The 22428-nt window shown below is 53.6% G+C and carries 13 protein-coding genes and 1 pseudogene; 10 read left to right on the forward strand and 4 right to left on the reverse strand.

Annotation, left to right across the window (positions count from 1 at the left end; all coding sequences use genetic code 11):
* The first annotated feature begins 551 nt into the window (after nucleotides 1-551).
* The 3 genes from HDF14_RS25090 (at nucleotide 552) to HDF14_RS25100 (ending at nucleotide 3795) form a co-directional block, all read left to right on the forward strand.
* Complete coding sequence (locus HDF14_RS25090) at nucleotides 552-1772, forward strand: AMP-binding protein (protein WP_183981501.1); 1221 nt, start codon at nucleotides 552-554, stop codon at nucleotides 1770-1772.
* Between the two features lie 394 nt (nucleotides 1773-2166).
* The gene (locus HDF14_RS27790; protein ID WP_183981502.1) at nucleotides 2167-2532 is read left to right on the forward strand and encodes a PAS domain-containing protein; all 366 of its coding nucleotides are present in this window, start codon (nucleotides 2167-2169) and stop codon (nucleotides 2530-2532) included.
* Nucleotides 2533-2559: 27 nt separating this feature from the next.
* A complete protein-coding gene (locus tag HDF14_RS25100; RefSeq protein ID WP_183981503.1) occupies nucleotides 2560-3795 on the forward strand; it encodes a sensor domain-containing diguanylate cyclase in 1236 nt (411 codons plus the stop codon).
* 691 nt (nucleotides 3796-4486) lie between these two features.
* Here the strand turns inward: HDF14_RS25100 and HDF14_RS25105 are convergent.
* Nucleotides 4487-6007 (reverse strand): replication initiator protein A, encoded by a 1521-nt coding sequence (locus HDF14_RS25105; protein ID WP_183981504.1) that lies wholly within the window; start codon nucleotides 6005-6007, stop codon nucleotides 4487-4489.
* 1265 nt (nucleotides 6008-7272) lie between these two features.
* Here HDF14_RS25105 and HDF14_RS25110 point away from each other — a divergent pair.
* Nucleotides 7273-7977 carry a ParA family protein gene (locus tag HDF14_RS25110; protein ID WP_183981505.1) on the forward strand — a complete coding sequence of 235 codons (705 nt, stop codon included), beginning with the start codon at nucleotides 7273-7275 and terminating at the stop codon, nucleotides 7975-7977.
* A gap of 364 nt (nucleotides 7978-8341) precedes the next feature.
* Here HDF14_RS25110 and HDF14_RS25115 read toward each other — a convergent pair whose 3' ends face one another.
* Entirely contained in the window at nucleotides 8342-8728 is a 387-nt protein-coding gene (locus tag HDF14_RS25115) for a hypothetical protein (RefSeq protein ID WP_183981506.1), read from the reverse strand.
* A gap of 336 nt (nucleotides 8729-9064) precedes the next feature.
* Between HDF14_RS25115 and HDF14_RS25120 the strand changes: the two genes are divergently transcribed.
* Entirely contained in the window at nucleotides 9065-10129 is a 1065-nt protein-coding gene (locus tag HDF14_RS25120) for a PDDEXK nuclease domain-containing protein (RefSeq protein ID WP_183981507.1), read from the forward strand.
* A gap of 111 nt (nucleotides 10130-10240) precedes the next feature.
* Nucleotides 10241-11167, forward strand: a complete 927-nt coding sequence (locus HDF14_RS25125; RefSeq protein WP_313899691.1) for a tyrosine-type recombinase/integrase — start codon at nucleotides 10241-10243, stop codon at nucleotides 11165-11167.
* Here the strand turns inward: HDF14_RS25125 and HDF14_RS25130 are convergent.
* Both HDF14_RS25130 and HDF14_RS25135 read right to left on the reverse strand, forming a co-directional pair.
* A complete protein-coding gene (locus tag HDF14_RS25130) occupies nucleotides 11164-11376 on the reverse strand; it encodes a DUF4158 domain-containing protein (protein ID WP_183981508.1) in 213 nt (70 codons plus the stop codon). The two genes, HDF14_RS25125 and HDF14_RS25130, sit on opposite strands and share 4 nt — an antisense overlap.
* A 134-nt stretch (nucleotides 11377-11510) precedes the next feature.
* Nucleotides 11511-11876, reverse strand: a pseudogene (locus HDF14_RS25135) (Tn3 family transposase); the annotation flags it as partial.
* 304 nt (nucleotides 11877-12180) lie between these two features.
* Here HDF14_RS25135 and HDF14_RS25140 point away from each other — a divergent pair.
* The 4 genes from HDF14_RS25140 (at nucleotide 12181) to HDF14_RS25155 (ending at nucleotide 22027) form a co-directional block, all read left to right on the forward strand.
* Entirely contained in the window at nucleotides 12181-12360 is a 180-nt protein-coding gene (locus tag HDF14_RS25140) for a hypothetical protein (protein ID WP_183981509.1), read from the forward strand.
* A 318-nt stretch (nucleotides 12361-12678) separates the two neighbouring features.
* Nucleotides 12679-15363 carry a bifunctional YncE family protein/alkaline phosphatase family protein gene (locus tag HDF14_RS25145; protein ID WP_183981510.1) on the forward strand — a complete coding sequence of 895 codons (2685 nt, stop codon included), beginning with the start codon at nucleotides 12679-12681 and terminating at the stop codon, nucleotides 15361-15363.
* A gap of 312 nt (nucleotides 15364-15675) precedes the next feature.
* A complete protein-coding gene (locus HDF14_RS25150) occupies nucleotides 15676-18645 on the forward strand; it encodes a TonB-dependent receptor (RefSeq protein WP_183981511.1) in 2970 nt (989 codons plus the stop codon).
* A 340-nt stretch (nucleotides 18646-18985) separates the two neighbouring features.
* Complete coding sequence (locus HDF14_RS25155) at nucleotides 18986-22027, forward strand: alkaline phosphatase family protein (protein ID WP_183981512.1); 3042 nt, start codon at nucleotides 18986-18988, stop codon at nucleotides 22025-22027.
* Nucleotides 22028-22428 lie beyond the last annotated feature (401 nt).

Genomic DNA, 22428 nt, shown 5'->3' on the forward strand with positions numbered 1-22428 from the left:
CGATTGATAGACGAATCTCACATTTACAGGAAGCACGCGCATTGCTCGTCGACTTCTTAAAAACTGAGCAGATCCGTAAATACCGCGGGCACCGGAATTATTTCGGGAATTTGGATAAAAAAGCGATGACACGCACTTCCACGCCGACGATCAGGGAGGAAGTCGACCCAGGGCTCCTCGCGGCGCGAAAGGCGAGACTAACATCGCCCACAAGAACAATCAGTTCCGCATCGAAGCTAAAGCCAGGCAAGAAGAAAGCAAGGTGAGGCAACGACGGCTCGAGGCGTAAGGTCACCTGAAAATAGAGGCTGCGGAAGGTTCCCTAATGAGCGTCTTAACCCACCGGCGTGCGAATTCTTGTCATGTGGAGCTATTTGACTGCGTGCAAATGCAGAACAGATGCTCACGCCCTCTGAGCTAGAGACAGCCGGGCGGCTAGGCTATTTAGGAAATGATGGCTACGGTTCGCTCAATTGAGCGTGCCGATATGAAACCGCGTCAAAGCGCAAGGTATCTTCACACTGACACATTGATCTAGAGTTCCTCCGGATATGTCATCGCCTTTTCTATCTCGCCATGCATTAGCCCGAGTTCTTCAGAGCCTGCTCGAAACAGAGCTCAAAGCTGCTAGGGGAGGTGTCTTCCGCGACGAAGAATTTCCGCATCGCTTGTCAGGGGTGTGGCCTGAAGATGTAAAGATTGCCGGTGACGGTTCACATTCACTCGGCTGTGACTCGCTGGAAGTTATAGGGCTCGCGGCGGCTACGAACGAGATGTTTCACCTGTCCGAAGCGAACCTCGACATCGAAGTTTTTTCCGGTAAGACGTTTGGGGATTGGCTAGACATTATCGAGGCAGGGTGGCAGGCCGGTGTCGTCCACATCACGTTCCGGACGTCCGGCTCGACCGGCACACCGAAACGATGTACACACGAATTTACACATCTGCAAGTTGAGGTTCGTCATCTTGCTGAGCTGTTTGTTACCCGAAGGCGCGCCGTCGCTCTGGCGCTGGCTCATCATATTTACGGGTTTATCTTTACCGCGATGCTGCCAGACCAACTCGGAATTGATGTCTTATCTCACAAGCGTGTACGCCAGGTTGGGCCAGATCACTGGCTGCGGCGTGGAGACTTGGTCGTTTCTATTCCGGAACATTGGGAATTTCTCAACCGGACACTGACGAAGTGGCCTGCGGGCGTTAATGGCGTGGTCTCAACGGCTCCTTGCTCGCGTCGGCTAATTGATTCGCTCATGGAAAGAGGCTTACACGGAATGACGGAAATCTATGGTTCGACGGAAACTTCTGGAATAGGCACTCGTGCATGGCCTGAAGAAACTTATCGATTGATGCCGCACTGGCAACCTGCGTCCACAAACAATCGTTGGAAAACTGACCTCCTCCATAATTCGGGGATGCAGGTTAAGCTTATGGATCGAATTCAATTTCGCGATGACGGCAGCTTCTATCTCACCGGACGCCTGGACGGTTCGGTGCAGGTGGGTGGGACGAACGTTTATCCTGCACGAATTGCCAGCTTGTTGGTTTCTCGTCCCGGCGTTGCGGACGCTGCAGTCCGTTTGATGCGACCCGACGAGGGTGTGCGGCTAAAGGCTTTTATCGTTCCAAATTCAGAGTTGCCTCAAGGCATCCTGGTCCGAGAACTGGAGTCCTGGATCGAGACACATCTGGCTACAGCCGAGCGCCCGAAGAAACTTACCTTTGGTTTGGCTAGGCCAATAGATGCCCTCAGCTGTGAGCCAGACTGGTAGGTCACGTACCCGTCCACACGACCTTTGAGCCCGGATCCGTCGTACACAGCTAATGATAAGGTCAGACTCTAAGCAGTCTGGTTGACTATTGCGCCAAGGCCTAATCAGATCAAAAGCGGGCAACAGCTTGAGGACGACTTACAAACCGCAACTAAGACTAGACTTTTGCATCGGAAATGGGCACACGTTCTTGCTTTGATGTAAGGACAAAATTCGCGCGTTATGGCGTTCTCTGCCGGACCGTCACTGATGAGCGGAATAGCGTGCGCTTGGCGAAAGAAAAAGAATACTATTAGGCCCAACGTAGCTCCGCTGGACGAAGCTTATAGATTTTTCGTCGGGTGCTAAAGCCTTTATGAGAACAGTCGTAACGCACAACGCGAGGACAAAGAATATGGACTGCAACTTCAGAGATACAGCCCTGCTTAATCAGTTGGAGGCGGCTGATGATAACGAACTGGACACGCTGCCCTTCGGAGTAGTGGTAATGTCGGAAGACGGCACGGTTACGAGCTATAACACGGCAGAAAGCCGATTGTCAGGCCTGACGAAAGCAACCGTCCTTGGACGGAATTTCTTTTCCTCCGTGGCGCCATGCACAAACAATTTCATGGTGGCACATCGATTCGAAACCGAACCGGCGATTGACTCTGTTATAGATTATGTCTTCACACTGGGTATGCGACCTACTGCGGTTAGGCTGAGACTACTGAAGCAGCCTACTCGGGACCGGATGTATCTCGCCGTTGAACTCAGGTAATTCTCAGCCTCCGGCGTGATGACCGCTATGGAAGACCTTCTTCAGTTTCTTTATCTGATGCCCGTCGGCGTTGTGAAATTTAGTGCCGACGGGACAGTCGACATGATGAACCCAGTTGCGTCAGCGCTCTTGGCGTCCATCACAACATCTGACACACTTCTAGATATCTTCTCAGCCCTGACACCCATCGCACCCGATCTGCGTCAGCGAGTAGCACGGTTCGCCGGACCCGCCGGAACCATTGTCGAACAGCAGTGGCTTAGAGCGCTCGCAGGCGAGCGGGAACTGGTCCTTTCGCTGACAGTTAATCAAATTAAAGACAACGTTTATATGGCTGTACTAACGGATGTCAGCAGGCTCTCGAAGCAGGAGGAGAAGTTATACGTTGATCGGAAGAAGTTCTTCGCGATCTTTGACAACGTACGAGATTACGCAATTTATACGATCACGATGGATGGCCTAATCGAAGAATGGAATCAGTCCGTGCAACGATATGCCGGCTGGCTCGCTGCCGATGTGGAGGGCCGCAGCATGAGTTTGTTACAGCCTCCAGACGACCCTGATAGGCCGCGAATCGACCTATTGCTGGCTGAGGCACAGCGCATCGGATCCACAGAGATAGAGGGTTGGGTGTTAAAGCGCGATGGATCCCGCCTTTGGGGAAATTCCGTCGTCACCGCACTACCGGACGAGTCCGGAACCGTGCGTGGTTTCGTAGTCGTTTCGCGCGATATTACCGAGCGTAAGGGGCTGGAAGACGAAATGAAGATGCTCGCGACGGTTGATTCTCTCACTGGAGCCTACAACCGCCGAAAGGGCAACGAGTTCCTCATAGCGGAGGCCAATCGGCAGGCACGTAATGGGCGGCCGTTCGCTGTGTTGATGCTGGACATCGACCATTTCAAAACGATCAATGACGGGTTCGGACACACCGCCGGAGATTCAGTGTTGTGTGCATTCGTACGAATCTGCAAAAACACGCTGAGATCAATAGATGTGGTGGTGCGTTGGGGCGGCGAGGAGTTTCTGTTGGTGCTACCCGACACCGACGCGGCTGAGGCCATGTCCACGGCCGAACGGGTGCGCACGGCGACATCTGCGATGGAGGTCACTTCCCCTGAAGGTCTACCCATCCGCTTTACAATTAGCATCGGCGTCGCCGTATCGGCAGGCGATAGTCCTGGCAACTTGTTGAGCCGATCTGACTTAGCACTGTATGCGGCAAAAACGGGCGGCCGTAACAGGGTGATACTGGCGTCGTAGCGTTCATCGATGTTAGTAAGTAGAACAATAAACGCTTGCCGCCGAACCCACAAACGCTCTCCATTGGAGAGCCGCTGGAAACTCCCGCGATGAAGAACTTTTGCTACCCCGGGTCATGGCGTCAAAGTCAACGAAGTCCTTGGCGACTTAGATGTGCTTGTAGGTTTTGCTGAGAGCGATTGGTGGACCATACCTTGGCGTCGCGGATACTGATATTGAACGGCTTCCTTGATCGCTATTCGTCCATCTAACTAGAGCGATGAATGAATTAGGGTCGACTAAAAAATGAAGCAAAACAAATGCTGATAGTAAGGATCAGAATGATGAGTGCCGGTAGGAAATTTTTTAGGGGATCTCGAACTTTAAAGTGCATGGTCAGCGCTCCCAACATCAATATGCAGATCAGAAGAGGGACACCTGTCCAAGGGCGGCGCATTCTCTACTTAGATCTAGCTGATTACGAAACGCCTAGGTGAGCTGAATTCGCCTTAGCGTACGTTGCGTTCCGTTTCTTGAAGTGTCCCCAGAAGGGCTGCCGGAAACACCAACATGGGAAACCATAGTCCCGCAATCAGACAGAGCGACGCTCCTACCCTTTAGAGCCCCAATTACATAGGTAAACCAACCTGAAAAAACCTTTGAATTGGGAAGGTTGCGAACAGCCTTCGAGGCTTCTGAGCTATTGCCTCTCTCAGAAGAGACTTATTTGGCTGTTTTCTGAACGCCATTCATCAAAGGAAGGAAGTACCAAGGTATCGCGAACATCTTTGTTGATGATCTGCATCGCTAGATTGACTCGTTGCGTTGCGGGTGCCCTCACAAAATATGGATCGGTACGCCTGCTCTTTACAATTTCTTTTACCTTTTCCAGTAGCTTTTCCCCAGGATATTGGATGGCAACAGCTTCCTTTCTCTTTGCATCGACCCAACTTTGATAGTTGTTTTGGAGGTTCTGTATAGCTTCTTGCTTAGCCCGGTCTCTTTCCGATGCCTGACGTGACGTTTCTCTGCGGCGACTGCTGATGAAACCTGCCGGCACTGTTACACCGTTTTCTAAGGACCAGATGATCAATCCGGATGGATTATCGACACGGCTGCGCTTCCCTGCACTCGTTTCACTTTCGAAGTACTCTACGGTGTCGGTAACAGTATCAGGACCAAAGCGGTCGACGAGCTGCCGAGCCTTTGCGGCGGTGATTCCGTGCTTGATTAGGAGCTTTGCGGCATCGTCATTTTCGGCACTTGGTTCTTCAACCGATACTGTATTCAGTTCGCGTTGTTCTGGCCGCGAGTTGTCAAGTACTCGAAGCAACTCCGCGCCAGGCATAAGAACGATTTTGTATCCGTTCTTACTGGTCATTGGCAGCACATCCCATTTCGAGATGTACTTGATCTTCACAAGTTCATTAAGTGCAAGGCCCATCGTGGACTTTATCTTGGAGAGATGCGGGTAGGCCTGCACATTCAGTAGATTGCAGAGTTCCGCGTAATCTTTCTCGACTTGCCTTCCCTGACTCGCATGGAACCAGAGGTGCAGGTTTCCAAAAATCCCCTTTGCTGTTGGGCGAGTGAGCTGTTTATAGGCATTGAAATCCTCTGGAATTACATAACGTTGGTTCAGATTCTCTATAAGCCAATCTTCAAGGGTGACTTCGTAGTGCTCCTGTTTTTCGGTCCCGTTCAGATTGCTGCTCCCGGTCCGCTTGAAAGCGCGGAATACGTGCAGTACTTCGTCCGAATACACCTTTTTTGCGGCGCGGTAAACAACTTGCTCTGAAGTAATCGTTGTATCGGTCATACGCTTACCCCAACGCACTATTTCTTCGTAGATTTCGCCGTTCCTTGAAATTCCCAATTCTTGAATCATTCGATAGCCGCTAAATCTAATCGGATTGGTAATCTGGCCAGTCTTGGCGCGTTCCTCACTGATAATTTTGAGCAGAGCGATGAATTTGTCACGGTCAGTCGTTGACGGCAGTCCCAACTGTTCGGATCCCCGAAATTCAGCAGCAACTTTGACCTTGTGCCCGTTCCGAAAAACGATTTGTTCAATTCGACGAGAGGTCCGATTCTTGTCTCGCGCATCATTGGCGCCGAAAAACCCGATCTGGAGGAGATTTTTTTCGAATCTCACTAGATCAACATCAACAGCAATAGGCATCAGCGAGGATGGCCTGTTGTCGAGTTTTTGAGTGATGTTTCTTCGCGTCATGTTGTTTGCTGCCTTATGTTTGTTGATTGCTTTAAGAAATGCAAGAACTATAAAGACAGCTAAGTACTATGGGGTTTGATAAGTGTTAGAAAATAAAACAGTTAATGCACTATCTTTGCCAATGCACCTCTCTATCTTTGCCAGCCTACCTCTCTAAACCTGCCAGTGGACCTCGCGCTTGAAGAACCAGTGATCCTCACGCTTTTTGGCACCTAACCTCACTAGTTCTGCCAATGCACCTCGCTATTTTTGCCACGCAGCCTCTCGCTTCCTGCCAACGTACCTCTCTAAAATCTGGGAATCGCCGGAGATTGATGCCCCGTCCTTATTCCAGCCGCTTGTTGTGCCCAAAATGCATAGGAGTTGGTGCAAAGTGTGCCAGCGCACCTCTCGGTTTTGTCGCGAAGGGCATTTTTTGAGCCTGTAGCCCTAAATGTTGGAGAGGTTGGCTGGCAGAATACGGATCCTCCGCTAATATATTCGTCGCCTGCGCACTGATTCCAAACGGTTTAAACCGTACCGTGCCAGCCAACCTCTCACTGGATTCGATAGAGAGGTGCGTTGGCAGAGTTTTTAGAGAGAGAGAGGAATCGTTTCGGCGATTTCACTCTAACCGGGCAAGTAGACAGCCCTCTTCCCTATCTCCTTTTTCCGCACCTGGACATCTCGCGATCTCACATCGACCAGGATTTATCGGCAAAGGACATATGCAAGACAGGACACACGACAGAGGGTCGGTGTGACGCAGATCTTCTGCAACCCGTCGTACCTTTGGAGGGCCAAAGTATTCAGCTAGCGATAAATATTATTGCTGCGATATCGTTGCGATACAAACAATGAGTGGCCTCAATGGTAACTATCTGCGATATAGCGATATCGCTGCGACACTGGCGGCACAGAGGTGTGTCTGCGATCCGGAGTTCTACTATATGCGATATCGCTGCGACAAGACACAGGGACTCGGCAGGGCTCAATACGATAACGCTGCGATATCGCTGCGACAATGTGGCACAGAAGTGCGTCCGCTGTCTGAAGATTTGCTATATGCGATATCGCTGCGGTAAGGGACAAGGAATTGGTGGCCTCAATACGATATTGCGATATCGCTGCGACAACAAGGCAACAATCGTTATCGCCCGTGTTGATTCAAAAGGTACTTGCCCGCTGAAAGATAGCGACATCGCTGCGATAACGGCGATAACATTGCGATAAAGCAGCAATATGCAAATAAAGTTGCGATATCGCAGAATTCAGAATGGAACCAGATGCCGGTAATTGCAGTCTCAAATCCGAAGGGTGGGGCGGGGAAGAGTACAACTACCCTTCTCCTTGCTACTTATCTTGCGCAAAGCGGCGCTTCCGTGTGTGTGTTGGACGCCGATCCAAACCAGCCCATCATAGATTGGAAGCTCAATGGCGACTCGAAAACGAGCCTGAGCGTAATTGGTGGGGTCAAAGAGTCGAATCTCATGGAAATACTTGACGCTCAAAATGATCAGTTTGTCTTTATCGATCTTGAAGGAACCGCAAGCGTTCTTGTCTCCAGGTCCATTGCCATGTCTGACTTCGTGATTATTCCCGTTCAAGCCAGCGCCGTTGATGTTAGGCAGGCGGGCAAGGCGATCAGAGCCGTTCGGGATGAGGAAAAGGTCGCCCAGAGATCCAATCTCACCCGCAAAATTCCTTTCAGGGTTCTAATGACTAGAACCCCAGCGCCGGGTGCGCCAGTGTCTTCGGTCCAGCGCCAGTTGGAAGCAGAATTGATCGCCGCGGGTGTACCTCGCTTCCGCACCAGTTTGGCCGAACGTCTCGCCTTCAAGGCCATTTTCGTCGAAAGGCTGACCTTGTCTGAGCTTGGAGAGCATAAAGTAGGGAATTTGGAGGCAGCTTACCAAAACATCCATGATCTCGTGGAAGAGTTAGTGGAGACGTTGCATGCCATAGAACGAGAGAGGTATCCAAATGAATAAATTTGGCCTTATTGAGGATGAAACTGATACTGGTCTGAGTGAAATCCCAAGCTTAAGCGATAGGCTTACCGCATTTCCATCAGTCCGGCCTCGGTCACCGATCGACCTTAAGGCCGTTGACGCTGCTGCTGCGCCTCATGGTTTCATCAGCCGGGAGGCATCAAGTTCAAGTAAAGAAAGACTTCACGCCCGACGTCGACGAGCCGTACCCGCTGAACCGACGAGACATCTAGCAATTCGCCTCGTATCTTCCCAATATGATCGTTTTGTAGCGTATGCAGACCGTCACAAAATTACATATCACGAAGCTATCTCTAGACTCTTAGACTCTGTAGGCGAATAACCAAAGGTGCCAACCCCGGTTTTATCTTCCGCGCATCTTCTCTAGTCCTTCAAGCTCCTCCATCATTGCTATCAACTCGGAACTGTCTGCCTCACTTTCGGGAGTTTTGTGAAATTCGTATCGCTTAGCTAGCGCGTCGCCTTCCGCCTCGATGATCCGAGCAAGCGAATACATTGCCTCAGCGAGATCTTGAATGGTGCAAAAGGACATCACCATTCGCCCGGGACTAAGTTCAATATTCGCCGGCAGGGAATCGATCCCCAACTCGCCTACGTCTCTGCGCACGAGTGTTCGGAGTTTCTTGCGAGAAATGGTATTTCCTTCAGTTCGGATACGCTCAAGCTCTAAGGATGGACTCTCGGAATCGTTGATTCTTTCTAGAAAGTCCGCGAGCACCTGGCGCTCCACGAGTCGCGATCTCCCGACTTCAGTGGTCGGAAGCATCTCTAAAAGCAGCTGTGCAGTCCTGGGTTGAATTTGAAAGAGTGTTTCAATCTCTCGGCGCTCATAGTGAGAGCGAACAGAGGCGGTTACCGTTTGTCGAATTTGGTGGAGCCGAGTGAGCCAGGAGATAGGACGCGGCATATGACCTCCAGGGGGGAAAGCTAAGTCTGACACCAGTTTAGGATCTTTTTTTAGGGTCAGGAATATCTGCGTGTATACGCAATAACAAAAAATATGTCGATCTCTTATTACCTACGATAATGTCGATTGTCGTTGGCAACCTGGTGTTATGCTGGATTCGTGGAAAAAAGCCTCCAGACTCCCTCCGGGTACCCAGAACTGCTTGAAGACCTGAAGAGTCGAATCGAGCGGGCACAGGTTCGAGCCGCCTTTGCCGTGAGCCGGGAGCTTGTGCTTCTCTACTGGTCGATAGGCAGCGACATCCTGGCAAGACAAGGAGCCGAAGGCTGGGGAACCCGGGTGATCGACCGGCTGTCCCATGATCTGCAAATCGAGTTTCCGGGCGTGGAGGGATTCAGCCCACGCAGTCTCAAGTATATGAGGTCGTTCGCCGAGGCGTGGCCAGAGAAGCAAATAGTGCAGCAGGTTGCTGCACTATTGCCTTGGGGCCACCATATGGTGCTTCTGGACCGAGTTAAGGATGCTGCTCTGCGGGAGTGGTACCTCCGGGCCGCGCTCGAGTACGGCTGGAGCCGCAACGTAATGGTGCTGCAGATTAAGAGTGGACTGCATGAAAGGGAAGGGAAGGCGCTGACCAACTTCCAGCGGGCCTTGCCGCCGCCCGACTCAGACCTCGCGGAACAGATTCTGAAAGACCCCTACAACTTCGACTTCCTGACCGTCTCCCAGAAGGCTCATGAGCGGGAGATCGAACGCGGCCTGCTGATCCACCTTCGCGATCTCCTCCTCGAGCTGGGCCGCGGCTTCTCTTTCGTGGGCAGCCAGGTGCCGCTTGAAGTCGGTGGCGAGACCTTTTACCTCGACCTGCTCTTCTACCACGTACGCCTCCACTGCTACTTTGTGATTGAGCTGAAGACAGGCAACTTCAAACCCGAGTGGGCCGGCAAGCTCAACTTCTATCTCTCAGCCGTTGACGGACTCTTTCGTTCCGGGCCGGATGCCCCTACCGTCGGTCTTCTGCTCTGCGAAACGCATAGCACCGCAGTCGTTGAGTATGCGCTGCAGAATATCGCGAAGCCTATCGGTGTTTCGACCTATCGTGTGACGCGAGAGCTGCCCACTCCGATGCGAGAAGAACTTCCGAGCGTGGAAGATCTCCAAGAGGTGGTTACGAAGCTCCGATCGGAGATGGATCTCCTACGGCAGGAGCGTCAGGATGAGTAATGCCGTGTCGCCGATTATGGAAGATCGGATTGTCGTGACGCTGTCACGACAATTGTGCAGCACCTTGCTGCACAATTGGCATCTGGTGAGTGATAGAGAGGCTGGCTGGCAGTGAATACGTCTCTCGTTCATGTCGAACTCCCGCCCGCAGAGGTGCCATACGCTCTTACCCAAGCCCAAGCCATGTTGCGTCAGATGGTTTTAGACACAGTCCCGTCCATTCACTCCAAACGCAACTACGCAAAGGCGCTCGATGATCTGTTTGCATTTTGCGCCAGACGACCTCTCTCTCGTGCGCTCCTGATGGAATACCGGACGACGATGGAGCATCTCTCCCCTTCGACCATCAATGTTCGGATGTCAGCGATCCGAAAGCTAGTCGGCGAAGCAATGCGCAACGGAATGATCGGGCGTGAAGAAGCCGACAATTTGACTGACATTCCCAACGTCCGGCAGAAAGGAACTCGGCTGGGCAACTGGCTCACTCGCGAACAGGCGAGGGAACTTCTCGCGGTGCCCGATCGGTCGACTCTCAAAGGTAAGCGCGACTATGTGATCATCGCTCTCCTGGTCGGCTGCGCTTTGCGCCGGCGTGAGTTAGCAACCCTCAACATCGAAGACATCCAGCTCCGTGAAGGAAGATGGGTGATAATCGATCTCCGCGGCAAAGGTGGGCGGATTCGAACGGTGGCGGTTCCGATATGGGTAAAGCAGGGGATCAACTCCTGGATGACCGCTGCCAAAATCGAGGACGGGCGGCTGCTTCGGCCGGTCTCTAAATCCGGAAAGATTCCGCGGCACGAGTTAGGAGACTGGGCCATCTGGTCGGTAGTTGAACAGTCATCGAAGCAAATCGGGATTGAGCACTTCGGCGCCCATGATCTGCGTCGCACCTGCGCTAAGCTCTGCCGGAAGAGTGGGGGCGATCTGGAGCAGATCAAGTTTCTGCTCGGTCACTCTTCGATCCAAACAACCGAGCGTTATCTGGGATCCGAGCAGGAGATCGAGATTGCGGTCAATGACAATCTCGGGCTTTAACATTCCGTTTGCGCTAAGCATCGCTTCGACCTCGCAGAACTGCTGTCGAAGAGGCTGGTCTCTTTGGCGGTGATCGCAAGCGCCGCCGCCGGCACAGCCATCGAATCGTCCAGAAAAGTGCCGAGGTCGCGAATTGTGCTGAGTTGCACGGCGAAACGGAGCCGAGCACGGCACTTACGTAGTGGCAGAGGTTGAAACCTGCGGCTCATTCCTCCTCAAAAAATTTAACTCCAGCGATCAAAATGATTTTCTTTTCAATGCGGTTGATATATTCCTTGCGTCCGGAGAAAACTGGGATGTTGTAATAAAAGGGGACACCTCAAGAAAGGGAAATTTATGTACGCTAAGGCGCGCCGGAGGGGTTTCTCGGGCTTCGTAGAGGTCTAAAGCCGCCTTTGGCTACCCGCTTATTGGTGTGCCAGGTGTAATCGCCGGTGAGATTGATGTGCTCCCAGCCAAGCGGAGAGACGTGCTGGAGCAGGGCGGGGTCGAACTGCCGTGATTTAGCCATCTGCTCTGTTGCGCGCTCCAGGTAGACAGTGTTCCAGAGGGTGATGGCAGCCACAACCAGGTTCAGCCCGCTTGCGCGATGCCGTTGATTCTCAAAGGATCGATCGCGGATTTCGCCCAGCCCATTGAAGAACACGGCTCGTGCGAGCGAGTTCCGGGCCTCACCCTTGTTTAGGCCGGCGGTGACCCGCCGACGCAGCGCGCCCTGGAAATGCCGCCACTTGAAATCCGACATGCTCCCGCCCTCCAAACTCGCTGGCCGAATTTGACATGACCGTCACAGATTTTGCAACAGAGCCGTTCGAACTTACTGAGTTTCTTCTAGCGTTTTTTGCAGCCATATTTTCAGATCCTAATGCGCTCGAACTCATCGACCGAGATCTCGTCACTGCGTCGGTCATGGAGGGCGGTCGTCCGCGCTGATTCGTGGGCAGCCATCTGTTGGGCTATTTCGAGCCTTCCGCCGTTCTCCAAATAAGCCGTGATGCTGTGGCGCGAAAGGTGTGACAGCCGATCTCGGTCTTGATGCCGGCAGCTGCAGCTCGCCTGCGAATCATTCTCCAGACGTCGTACTGAAGCAGGGGATTGCCGGTCAGCTCCCCGGAGCGGCCGCGGGTCGTGCGGAAGAGTGGCTCTTTCCGTTCTGTACTGATGCTGGCTGCCGCGATGCGGTGGCCTGGTGATCTGGCCGTCAGCGTAGTTACTATTGACGATTACGTTCTGTGTTCGCAACGTCGGCATAGATGCCAGGGAGATCGTTTCCATCTCTCCCATTCTCGCTATTTGGACCAGAGCCCTTGGAATAGGAAAAGGATAAAGCAAACAAGGGTGATTCCGGGACCTGGGTGCGGTTGACAAGACGATAAGACTTGGGATCCCCATAGACAGGAATGCTTTGCATCGATTTTCTTCTTTTCTTTACGTCGCGTTGACCTCTAGGAGTTCCAGATCAGGAAATATCTAATATATCTGCCCCCAGCCGCTTGACTTGGAGCCCGAAGATGCATCGACAGAAAAGTTCAACACCTTTGTTTGTACCCTTCTCGTCAGCTGCCGCGATCGCGGTCTTGATTGCGGCCCCTATGCTCGCGCAGACGGATCCTCCTCGCTCTACGGTCGGCCACCAAGATAACGGCTCGATCGTCCTGCCATCCAACCAGGTAATTACGCCGTTAGGGATACAGATAGACCTCCCCCTGGCTCGACCCAACGTGGTTGCCGTACGGCCCGATGGGCAGACTGCGGCATTTCTGGCTGCGACTGTCGCGACGCCCATCCGGATCGCCAATCTGGTAACAGGCAAGGAAGTGCAAGAGTTTCTTCCAGGCACGGACCGGTCGATGTCCTACGACGGTTTGCTCTACTCAGCTGATGGCAAACATCTTTATGCATCGCAAGATGATGGACGTGTGACGATCATGAACGTCTCAGATAACGGCATGGTCACGCTCGGCGCGCAGGTCGCAATTCCGCAACCTAATGGAAGCTCGAATCCGGGTGGCCTTGCGCTGTCGGCGGATGGCAAAACTCTCTATGTGGTCCTTAATCGTTACAACGCCCTTGGCATTATCGATCTAACTTCGAATACCTTCGTCGACCAGATTCCGGTTGAGAACTCCCCGCGCGCCGTGGCGCTTGTGGGCCAGGACGCTTACGTATCGAACGAAGGCGGCCATGTAGCCACGTCGGCGGACTTCACGATCCCTTCTTCAGGAACGCCGATCGTGGTCAATCCCCAGACTGGAGCAGCCAGCAGTGGGACGGTCTCGGTTGTCGACCTCACTCGGAAGATCGTAGTTGCAAGCATTCCAGTTGGCCTTCATCCTACGGCAATCCTCTCGTCGGGTAACTTTGTATTCGTCGCTAATACGAACAGTGACTCGATCTCAGTGATCGAAGCCGGGCTCAACAAGGTAGTTTCCACCGTCTCTGTTGCGCCATTTCCGGGTGCACCATTCGGGAGTTCTCCGAACTCTCTGGCGATGACGAACCAGCAGCAGTTAGTGGTGACGCTAGGAACCAATAACGCTCTCGGCATCTTTCAGTGGAATGCCAAACGTCATGATGCCGATTTTCTCGGGCTCGTTCCTACCGGCTGGTATCCGGGCAGCGTAGCGGTGGATCCCGTGCACGACCGCTTGCTGGTGGCGAATGTAAAGGGCGAAGGTTCCCTTGGAGCGCCACAGGTTATCGGAGACAAGACCGGCCCAAGCGTTTATGGTGCCCTTGGTACCGCTTCGCTCATCCGGATACCTGGTCCTGATCGACTCCCCTTCGAGACGTACAAGGTCTACAGGAACAACCGCTGGGACAAGATTGACCGTCAGGATATCTTCGCCGATGGCAAGCAAAAGGACAGCGTTGTTCCAGTCGCGATTCCGCGCCATCTTGGGGACCCATCGTTGATCAAGCATGTATTCCTAGTCGTGAAGGAAAACCGCACTTACGACCAGGTCTTCGGCGATGATGCACGTGCCAATGGAGACGCGAGCTTTGTCGACTTCGGCATCGGAATAACACCGAACCACCATGCACTCGCTAAACAGTTCTCTTTACTCGACAACTTCTATGGTCCCTCTATAAATTCTGCCGATGGGCATCAATGGGTAGTGCAGGCGATCGCGCCGGATTACATTGAGAAAGCCGAAACCGACACCGTTCGTAGCTATCCATTCAACGGTGGCGACAGCCTTGTATACACCGAAAGCGGTTTCCTGTGGCGCAACGCGCTGGCACATAAAAAGACAGTGCGTGATTATGGCGAGTATCTCGATGTACCGGTCTTCAATATCCCGGAGGCCCAGTTAGGCACATGGTCTGATTTTTATCAAGACGCACTGATTCTTGAGGGCGCCGTATCTGGAAATCTACATGTTCCCGTCGGCTCATTTCAGAGCACAACGTTGATTCCGTCGCTTGAGCCGATTGCAAATAAGGATTTTCCGCAGTTCACCGGAACCATTCCCGATCAGTACCGTGCGGATGTTTTTCTGAGCGACTTCAAGAGCTACGTACAGAACGGAGACTTGCCAAATCTGATTATCATGACTCTACCAGACGATCACACCAATGGAACTTCTCCGGGGTTGCCGACTCCCCAGGCTGCGGTGGCAGACAACGATCTGGCTTTGGGCCGGGTTGTGGACGCCATCAGCCATAGCCCGTACTGGTCGAGTTCGGCGATCTTCGTCGAAGAGGACGATGAGCAGGACGGTGTGGATCACGTTGACGGCCACCGCAACCCGGGCATGGTGATCAGCCCATTTGCAAGACACGGCAAAGTTGTAGATGAATACTATACGCAGGTTAACGTCGATCGCACGATCGAACAGATTTTCGGCTTACCGCCCATGAACCAGTTCGATCTCGCTGCTTCGCCGATGTTCAGCGCCTTCACAGATACGCTCGACAGGACACCGTACACCTTTCTGCAGAACAATGTCCCACTCAACGATCTCAATCCTCAAACGTCTGCTTTGAATGGAGTTCGGCGGGCCTGGGCCCAGGCATCCCTAAAGATGTTTGCGGGAAATCGTTACAAGCCGGACGCGGAGAACCCCGCTCTCCTCAATCGAGCTATATGGTACGCCTCGACGGACTTCAAGAAACCTTATCCCGGGGATCCGAAGGTCTATCTGCCGAAAGAAGTACCCAAAAATCGCGGCTGGGTTGCCGATCGCGACTAATGCGATGACGTTGCGCTGCGCAGCGGAAGGATCCCACCCTCTGTGCAGCGCTAGCTTTGCGTATCGCCTCGCAAACTGCCAAAGCTCCCAGGCCCGCGCCGTTGACTCTCGCCGTCGTCAAGTGCTTGGAGAAACAGTCTCAACTTCTTTTGCATTCCTTGCAACATGCGATAAAAATCCCTCGCAATAGTGGGGGCTCTAACTGATGTCGACGACTTCGATGATCCTCTCCAATATTCAACCAAGGTGAGACAAATGCATTCGAACTTATCAGCGAGATTGCTTCTTCGGCCGCAGCTGTTATGTGGTCTAGTGTTCGGGATTAGTTTGATCCTCCATGCGCAGATAGATCGAACCGGACTAGCCGGGACGGTGAGGGATGTGAGAGGAACAAGCCTGTCGCGGGTGACCATCTCGGCCTTACAACTAGCGACTGGGCTCAACCGTGAGACAGTATCCTCTTCAACCGGTTCCTATGACATCCCAGAACTGCCGGTAGGACTTTACCAGATAACCTACTCGGCGCCTGGGTTCGAGCATAAGGTGGTGAAGGTTGTGCAGACCGTTGGACACACTAGCATTCTGAACGTGGTCCTGTCCGTTGCCGGCATATCCGAGCATGTCGACGTGTCCAGCGTCAGCTCTCAACTGGATGAGACCTCGGCTGCTCTTGGAGCTCGCATTGAACCGGAACAGGTGAAGGAGCTTCCACTTAACGGTAGAAACTGGTCGACGCTCACGGCGCTTGTTCCGGGAGCTGTCGACACCGGAGGCAGCAATCAACGCAGCATTCGTTTTGCCGGGCGAGGTCTGGATGACAATAATTTTACCTACGACGGCATCGATGCGACAAATATTGTCAACCAGGCTCAGCAACCGTTCGTTCGGCTTGCGATTCCGACGGAGGCGATTCAGGAGTTTCGCATTGACACGATGCTCTTCACAGCCGAAAACGGGAGCACACCCGGAGGGCAGATTGCAGTTGCCTCGAAGACCGGCTCAAACGACCTACACGGCAGTGTCTTCGAATTTCTTCGCAACGACCTCTTCGATGCGCGCGAGCCTATCGATACCTTGAATCCGCATAAACCAGCCTTCCTACTCAACCAGTTTGGGGGCAGTATTGGCGGTCCCATCCTGCATGACAAAACTTTCTTCTACTTCGCCTATGAGGGTCTGCGACAGACCCAGGGACAGACTTTGCCAGGTCTTGTTCCGAGCGAGTCTTTTCGGTCCCAACTAGCCGCAGCCAGCCCTTCTCTCGCCCCAATTTTGAATGCGTTTCCTAAAGGACAGTTCGTCTCTGGAACTAGCACGCAGGTTGATGAGTTCGTTGGATCAGGACGCCAGCTCGACCATGAGGAATCGGCCGTGCTAAGGCTCGATCACCGGTTCTCTTCCTCCGACTCAGCGTACCTTCGCTTCAACTTCGATGCCTCTTACAGCGATATACCGCTCGTCGAGGGGGGAACCTATCTGAATGACCGCCAGCTCATTACTTCACGACCTGTAAATGGCGAGCTGGAGTCGCTGCATATCTTTTCCCCGCGTTTCATTAGCGAACTGAAATTCGGATTCAATAGGGGCAACGTCTACACTACGGATCAGAGCGCCCTGCATACTCCCTACGCTATCTCGATCTCGGGTTTCACCACGCTGTCCGGAGACGAGTATAAATCCGGTGTTGGAAACTCGTTCTCTTATATCGACAATCTCACATGGGTGAAAGGCAACCAGACCGTGAAGACCGGGGTGGAGGTCAGACGGATTCAACTGAACCAGGGAAACACCTCGAACGGGACCGTCACCTTCAGCTCTGCTTCGAATCTTCTGGTTAACGCCGTGAGTTCCGCAACCTTCGCCGCCGCGCTTCCCGTCAATGGACTGCGCAAAACCGAGCTGTACTCCTACGTCGAGGATGAATGGAAGCTTCGCACCAACCTCACGGTGAATGCAGGCGTACGCTACACGTTCTATAACATCTTTCATGAAGTACAGGGACGTGCCAATCCGTTCGACTTCGCGACCTGTGGTCCGCAGGGATACTGTGGTTCTGGAGCCAGCTTTGGGAAAACGAATACGCTGGACGTCGACCCGCGCCTCTCCGTTACCTGGGCCCCCGCCGCTCTTTCGGGGAAGACAGTAGTTCGCAGCGGCTTCGGCATCTACCACGGTGACGGTCAGCTCGACGACCAGAATTTTCCCATTAGTAATGAGATTGCGCAATATTCTCTTAGCGCGAAGACCGTGCCAAACCTCTCCTATCCCATCCTCCCATTTCTCGGCAACACTCCAGGCATCATCGCGCCACGGGAGGCTGATCGGGATCGTAGAGACGCGTACGTGTTGCAATGGGGTTTGTCGGTCCAGGAGGCTTTCCCCCATGAACTTGTGGGAACCCTCTCCTACGTAGGAAGCAAGGGCACAAATCTTCTGAATACGACTTACATCAATCTCCTCAACCCAGTTACGGGCCTTCGGCCTTTCCCGGCCTTCGGTCAAGTGCAGGGACGGGGGAACAAAAACAACAGCTCATACCAAGGGTTCGTAGCAAGCATCCAACGAACGTTCACTCGGGGTCTTCTGTTTTCGGCTAACTACACCTACTCTCACGAGATCGACCAGGGCGCGGCAGGGGGCGGTGACTCGGATTTTCCGCAAAATCCTGCTTGCTCCTCCTGCGAACGTGCCTCAGGCGACTTCGATGTTCGTCACGTCTTCAACGGGAATGCTGTGTACGATCTCCCTTTTGGCGCCGGCAGAACCTTTCTTTCCACTCCTCGAATTGCCAGCGCGATATTTGGACGTTGGAGCGTTACGACCATCGTGACCGCACGCACTGGGCTGCCGGTGAACGTTACCGAAGACCGCTCCAGCACCTCAGTTGCCACCGGCTATACCACTAGTCAGCGTCCGAATCTTGTACCCGGCGTGTCACTGACGCCGCCTGGTGGACGCAAAACTCAACACTGGATCAACCCTGCGGCCTTTTCGCTGGTGGCGAACTCAGGATATGGTGACTCCCCTCGCAACCTTGCACGTGGTCCCAGTCTCTGGCAGGCAGACCTCGGCATGGCCAAGCGCATTCCACTTACAGAAAGGCTACAGATGCAGTTCCGAAGCGAGTTTTTCAATATCTTCAACCGAGCTCAGTATGGATTGCCTCTGGCGGATCTTTCGACTCCTAATACCTTTGGCGAAATTGTGAGCGAAGTCAACGCGGGGCCAGTGGGAACAGGGACCCCGCGGCAGATTCAGTTCATGCTTCGCCTGGAATTTTAGCCGGGGCAACTATCAGCAATCCAGACCTCGACTATCGGTTTCTCGCGTAGTCATTGGTATCCGTTAAGCAGGATTAAGCCTTCGGCAAAGTGGGCCTCCCGGCGGGACAGTTCGCCACGGCGACGGATTTCGGCCGGCTAAAAGAAATCTGTCGATACACTCTCGCAAGACAACGGGTTCAGCACTCAACTCTTCAAACTCCATTCACTCTCAGCGGTAAGAAGTAAAAGCTGTGGCGCAAACAGCGTACTCGTTCCAGACGGCTCCTTCAAAACTCATTTGACAGCATGTTCACAGGCCATTGAAGTCTGCGAGTCATGAACAGCAGTAGAACAGTTTCATGAAGAATTCAATCCGGTTGTTTGCCTCTTTGGCGGTACTCTCCCTGTTGCCGCTTGTCGCCAGCGCAGGTCAATCCGAGGATGAACGAGACGAGCACGAAGGCACGACGACGCTGCCTGTCGGCAACTATGAACACCGGTCCTTGCTGCCCACCGGGCAGTTTATTACCCCCACTGCGGCACCCGGCTCATCTATTCAGGTGCTTGCTACGGAATTGCGCACTGACGGGAATGCCGATGCCTCCGAAGCCGTCAATAGTGCGCTGAGCCCCGATGGCAAGACGCTGCTGGTAATGACGAGTGGATGGAACAAAGGCAACCAAGAGCCGAATGGCACGCCCATCACGTTCCCAACCCTCGACCCGATCACGGGGGCTACAGTAGGTACCACCAGCAATGACGAGTGGGTCTTCGTCTTTCATATCGGCAGCGATGGAGCGGCCACCAAGGTACAGCAAATCAATATCCCCGATACGTACAGCGGCCTTACTTGGGCTCCCGATGGCTTCCATTTTTATGTCTCCGGTGGAGACGATGACCGCGTCTACGTCTACAAATTCGGCGGCCGCCAGTATGTCCCCGATACTCCCTTTATCCTTTTGGGCCACAACTCGAACCAGACCGCGCCTATTCCGAAATACGACGGTAGTCTGCTGAAAGGCACAAAGGCGGCGGCGGCCTCGCCCGCTCTGGTGAGAGGCGCAGTCGTTGCTGGAGTTGCCGTGAGCCGCGACGGCAGGACGCTTGTCGCAGCAAACTTCGAAAACGATTCCTTGTCCATCGTCGATACCTCGAGCCGGAAGACCACACGCGAGGTGCATTTTTTCATGCCAGGTGACACGGTGGCACAGGGAGAGTTTCCTTATGACGCCGTTATTCTCAGCGATCGTGAGGGGGCGGCCCGGACGGCCTACGTGACCAGCCAGCGAGACGACCAGGTGATGGTGGTCGATATCAAGACGGGCAATTTCTCCGCGATCGCTGTCGGAGCTCAGCCAAACCGGCTGTTGCTCTCCCGCGACCAAAGCAGGCTGTACGTGGTGAATGGGAATAACGACAGCATCTCCGAGATCGATACCTCCTCGCAGAGAGTCGAACGGACCTTGAAGCTCTCTCGCCCCGGAGACCGATACAAGGGTTTGAATGCTAACTCTGCGGCGATCAGTCCGGACGGGAATACCTTATACGTCACGCTGGGTACTGAGAACTCCGTCGCAGTCGTAAACCTAAGGACGGGCGAATTGGAAGGCCGCATTCCCACCGGTTGGTATCCGACCTCCGTTTCGGTGAGCACCAATGGGTCCACGATTTATGTCTCGACGTTCAAGAGCAACTCCGGGCCGAATCCCGGCAATGCCGCTGCGAATCCGACCTTCCTCACGCAGCGTTCTTACCCTCTTGAAAAAGCACAGCTGAACACCATCCCGGTCCCTAGCCGTGGCAAGTTGGAGGAGCTTACGGAACAGGTAGACAAGAACAACGGCCTATCCAACCGTCGGGACGATCCCAAAATGGCGTTCCTGCAGAACAAGATTCACCATGTCATCTACATCATCAAGGAAAATAAGACTTACGACCAGATGCTGGGCGACCTTGAACGCGGCAATGGCGACCCGTCCTTAAACCAATGGCCACAACCCATATCGCCGAACCATCATAGCCTCGCTCTTACCTTCGGCCTTCTGGATAACTTTTATGCGACCGCCGAGGTGAGCGGAACAGGCTGGGACTGGTCTACCTACGGCCACTCCACCGAGTACAACGAGAAGACAGTTCCGGTGAATTATGGAAATGGTGGTAGCGGCGTCACTAGCGACTCCGAGGGCACTAACCGCTTCATCGGCGTAGGTTTGCCGGAGTTTGCGAAGGACCCATCTCCTCTCACGGAACGCCTCCTGACACTGATCGATCCCACGGGCAGCTCTAACATCCTTCCAGGAACGAAGAACGTAGATAGTCCGGAGGGTGCTAATGATGACCTCGATGCGGAAAAGGTGGGCGGCTATCTATGGGACTCCGCTCTTCGGGCACATAAGACTGTACGCAACTACGGCTTTTATCTCGATCAGTCGTATTACATCAGCAGCGGCGGTAACCCGACCACAGCCGATCCCAATGTGCCGACCTACATTCCCATCTCGCCCACGCCCTTTGCAGCCAAGATCCCGCAGGCGATAGAAGAACAACCCGCGCTCCTCGGCTTGACGGACATTTACTATCGCGGGTTCGATCAGAACAATGCGGACACCTACCTCGTCAACGAGTGGCAGCGAGATATGGCTGTCAACGGCTTGCCGAACCTAACCCTCCTTCGTCTGCCCCACGATCACAATGGTAGCTTCGGCACTGCCATCGCCGGACTCGGAACGGCAGCGCTTCAGATATCGGACAATGACTACGCCATCGGCCGCGTGGTCGATATCATCAGCCACTCGCCGAACTGGCGCGATACTGCCATCTTCATTCTTGAGGACGACGCGCAAAACGGATCTGACCATGTCGATTCTCACCGCTCCTTCGCGTATGTCATCTCACCCTACAGTAGGCGCGGCGTGACCATTTCGACCAACTACAACACGGTGAACGTGCTACGTACGATTGAAGACGTGATGGGCATAAGTCACCTCAACTTCCGGGATGCGGACGCGGCTCCCATGGCTGACGTATTTACCCGAAAGCCGGATTACACACCGTATTCGGCGATCATTCCGGGGGACCTATGCGTAGCGCCAGTCGATCCAAATCTCGTTCCGGAATGCCAAAGCACGACGGCCCAGATTACGTCTGCCGCACCGCAGCTCCGCGACTCTGCTTGGTGGGCGGCAAAGACGAAGGGCTTTGACTTCTCCGATGCTGACCGGGTCGATGCCGACGCATTCAACCGCATCCTCTGGCAGGGCACCATGGGCGATACGGTCCCGTACCCCACAATACGCAGTCATCAGGATCTGCGGCAGAACCGCGCGCTGCTAATCAAGCATTGGCGGGCAAGTAAAGCGCAGTCGAAGCAGACTTCGACCACGTCGACGGGCGGCCAATAAATGTAAATCGTGACTGCGGACAACGTTAGCGTTCAGCCCTTGGTCAGCTTCGCGATAAGCTGCTTCTCAACAGAAGGTCGGCGCTTCCTTACTGTCGAACCGACACTTCAGGAGCTTCCATCGAACGATCGCCAACTGGGCTCCAGTGCGAAGGTTGTTGGGTTTATGTGTATGGTGCGTCGCCTGATCGTAAGCAAGATCGTTAGACGGCGGAAGCGTCGCTCTTACCATAGCTTTGATGGCCTCACCACAGCGAACGTCACAAATCGTACGGGGGGTATTTCAATAAGGGGAAATTTATGTACTTTTAGGCGCGGTAATAAGATCCGGGAACTCCGAGGTCGGTACGTTATCAGGACATTTGTAGTGAGACAGGCTCTGAGACCCTTTTAATTCTCAAT

This window comes from Tunturiibacter gelidiferens, from assembly GCF_014201335.1.
GTDB classification, from domain to species: Bacteria; Acidobacteriota; Terriglobia; order Terriglobales; family Acidobacteriaceae; genus Edaphobacter; species Edaphobacter lichenicola_E.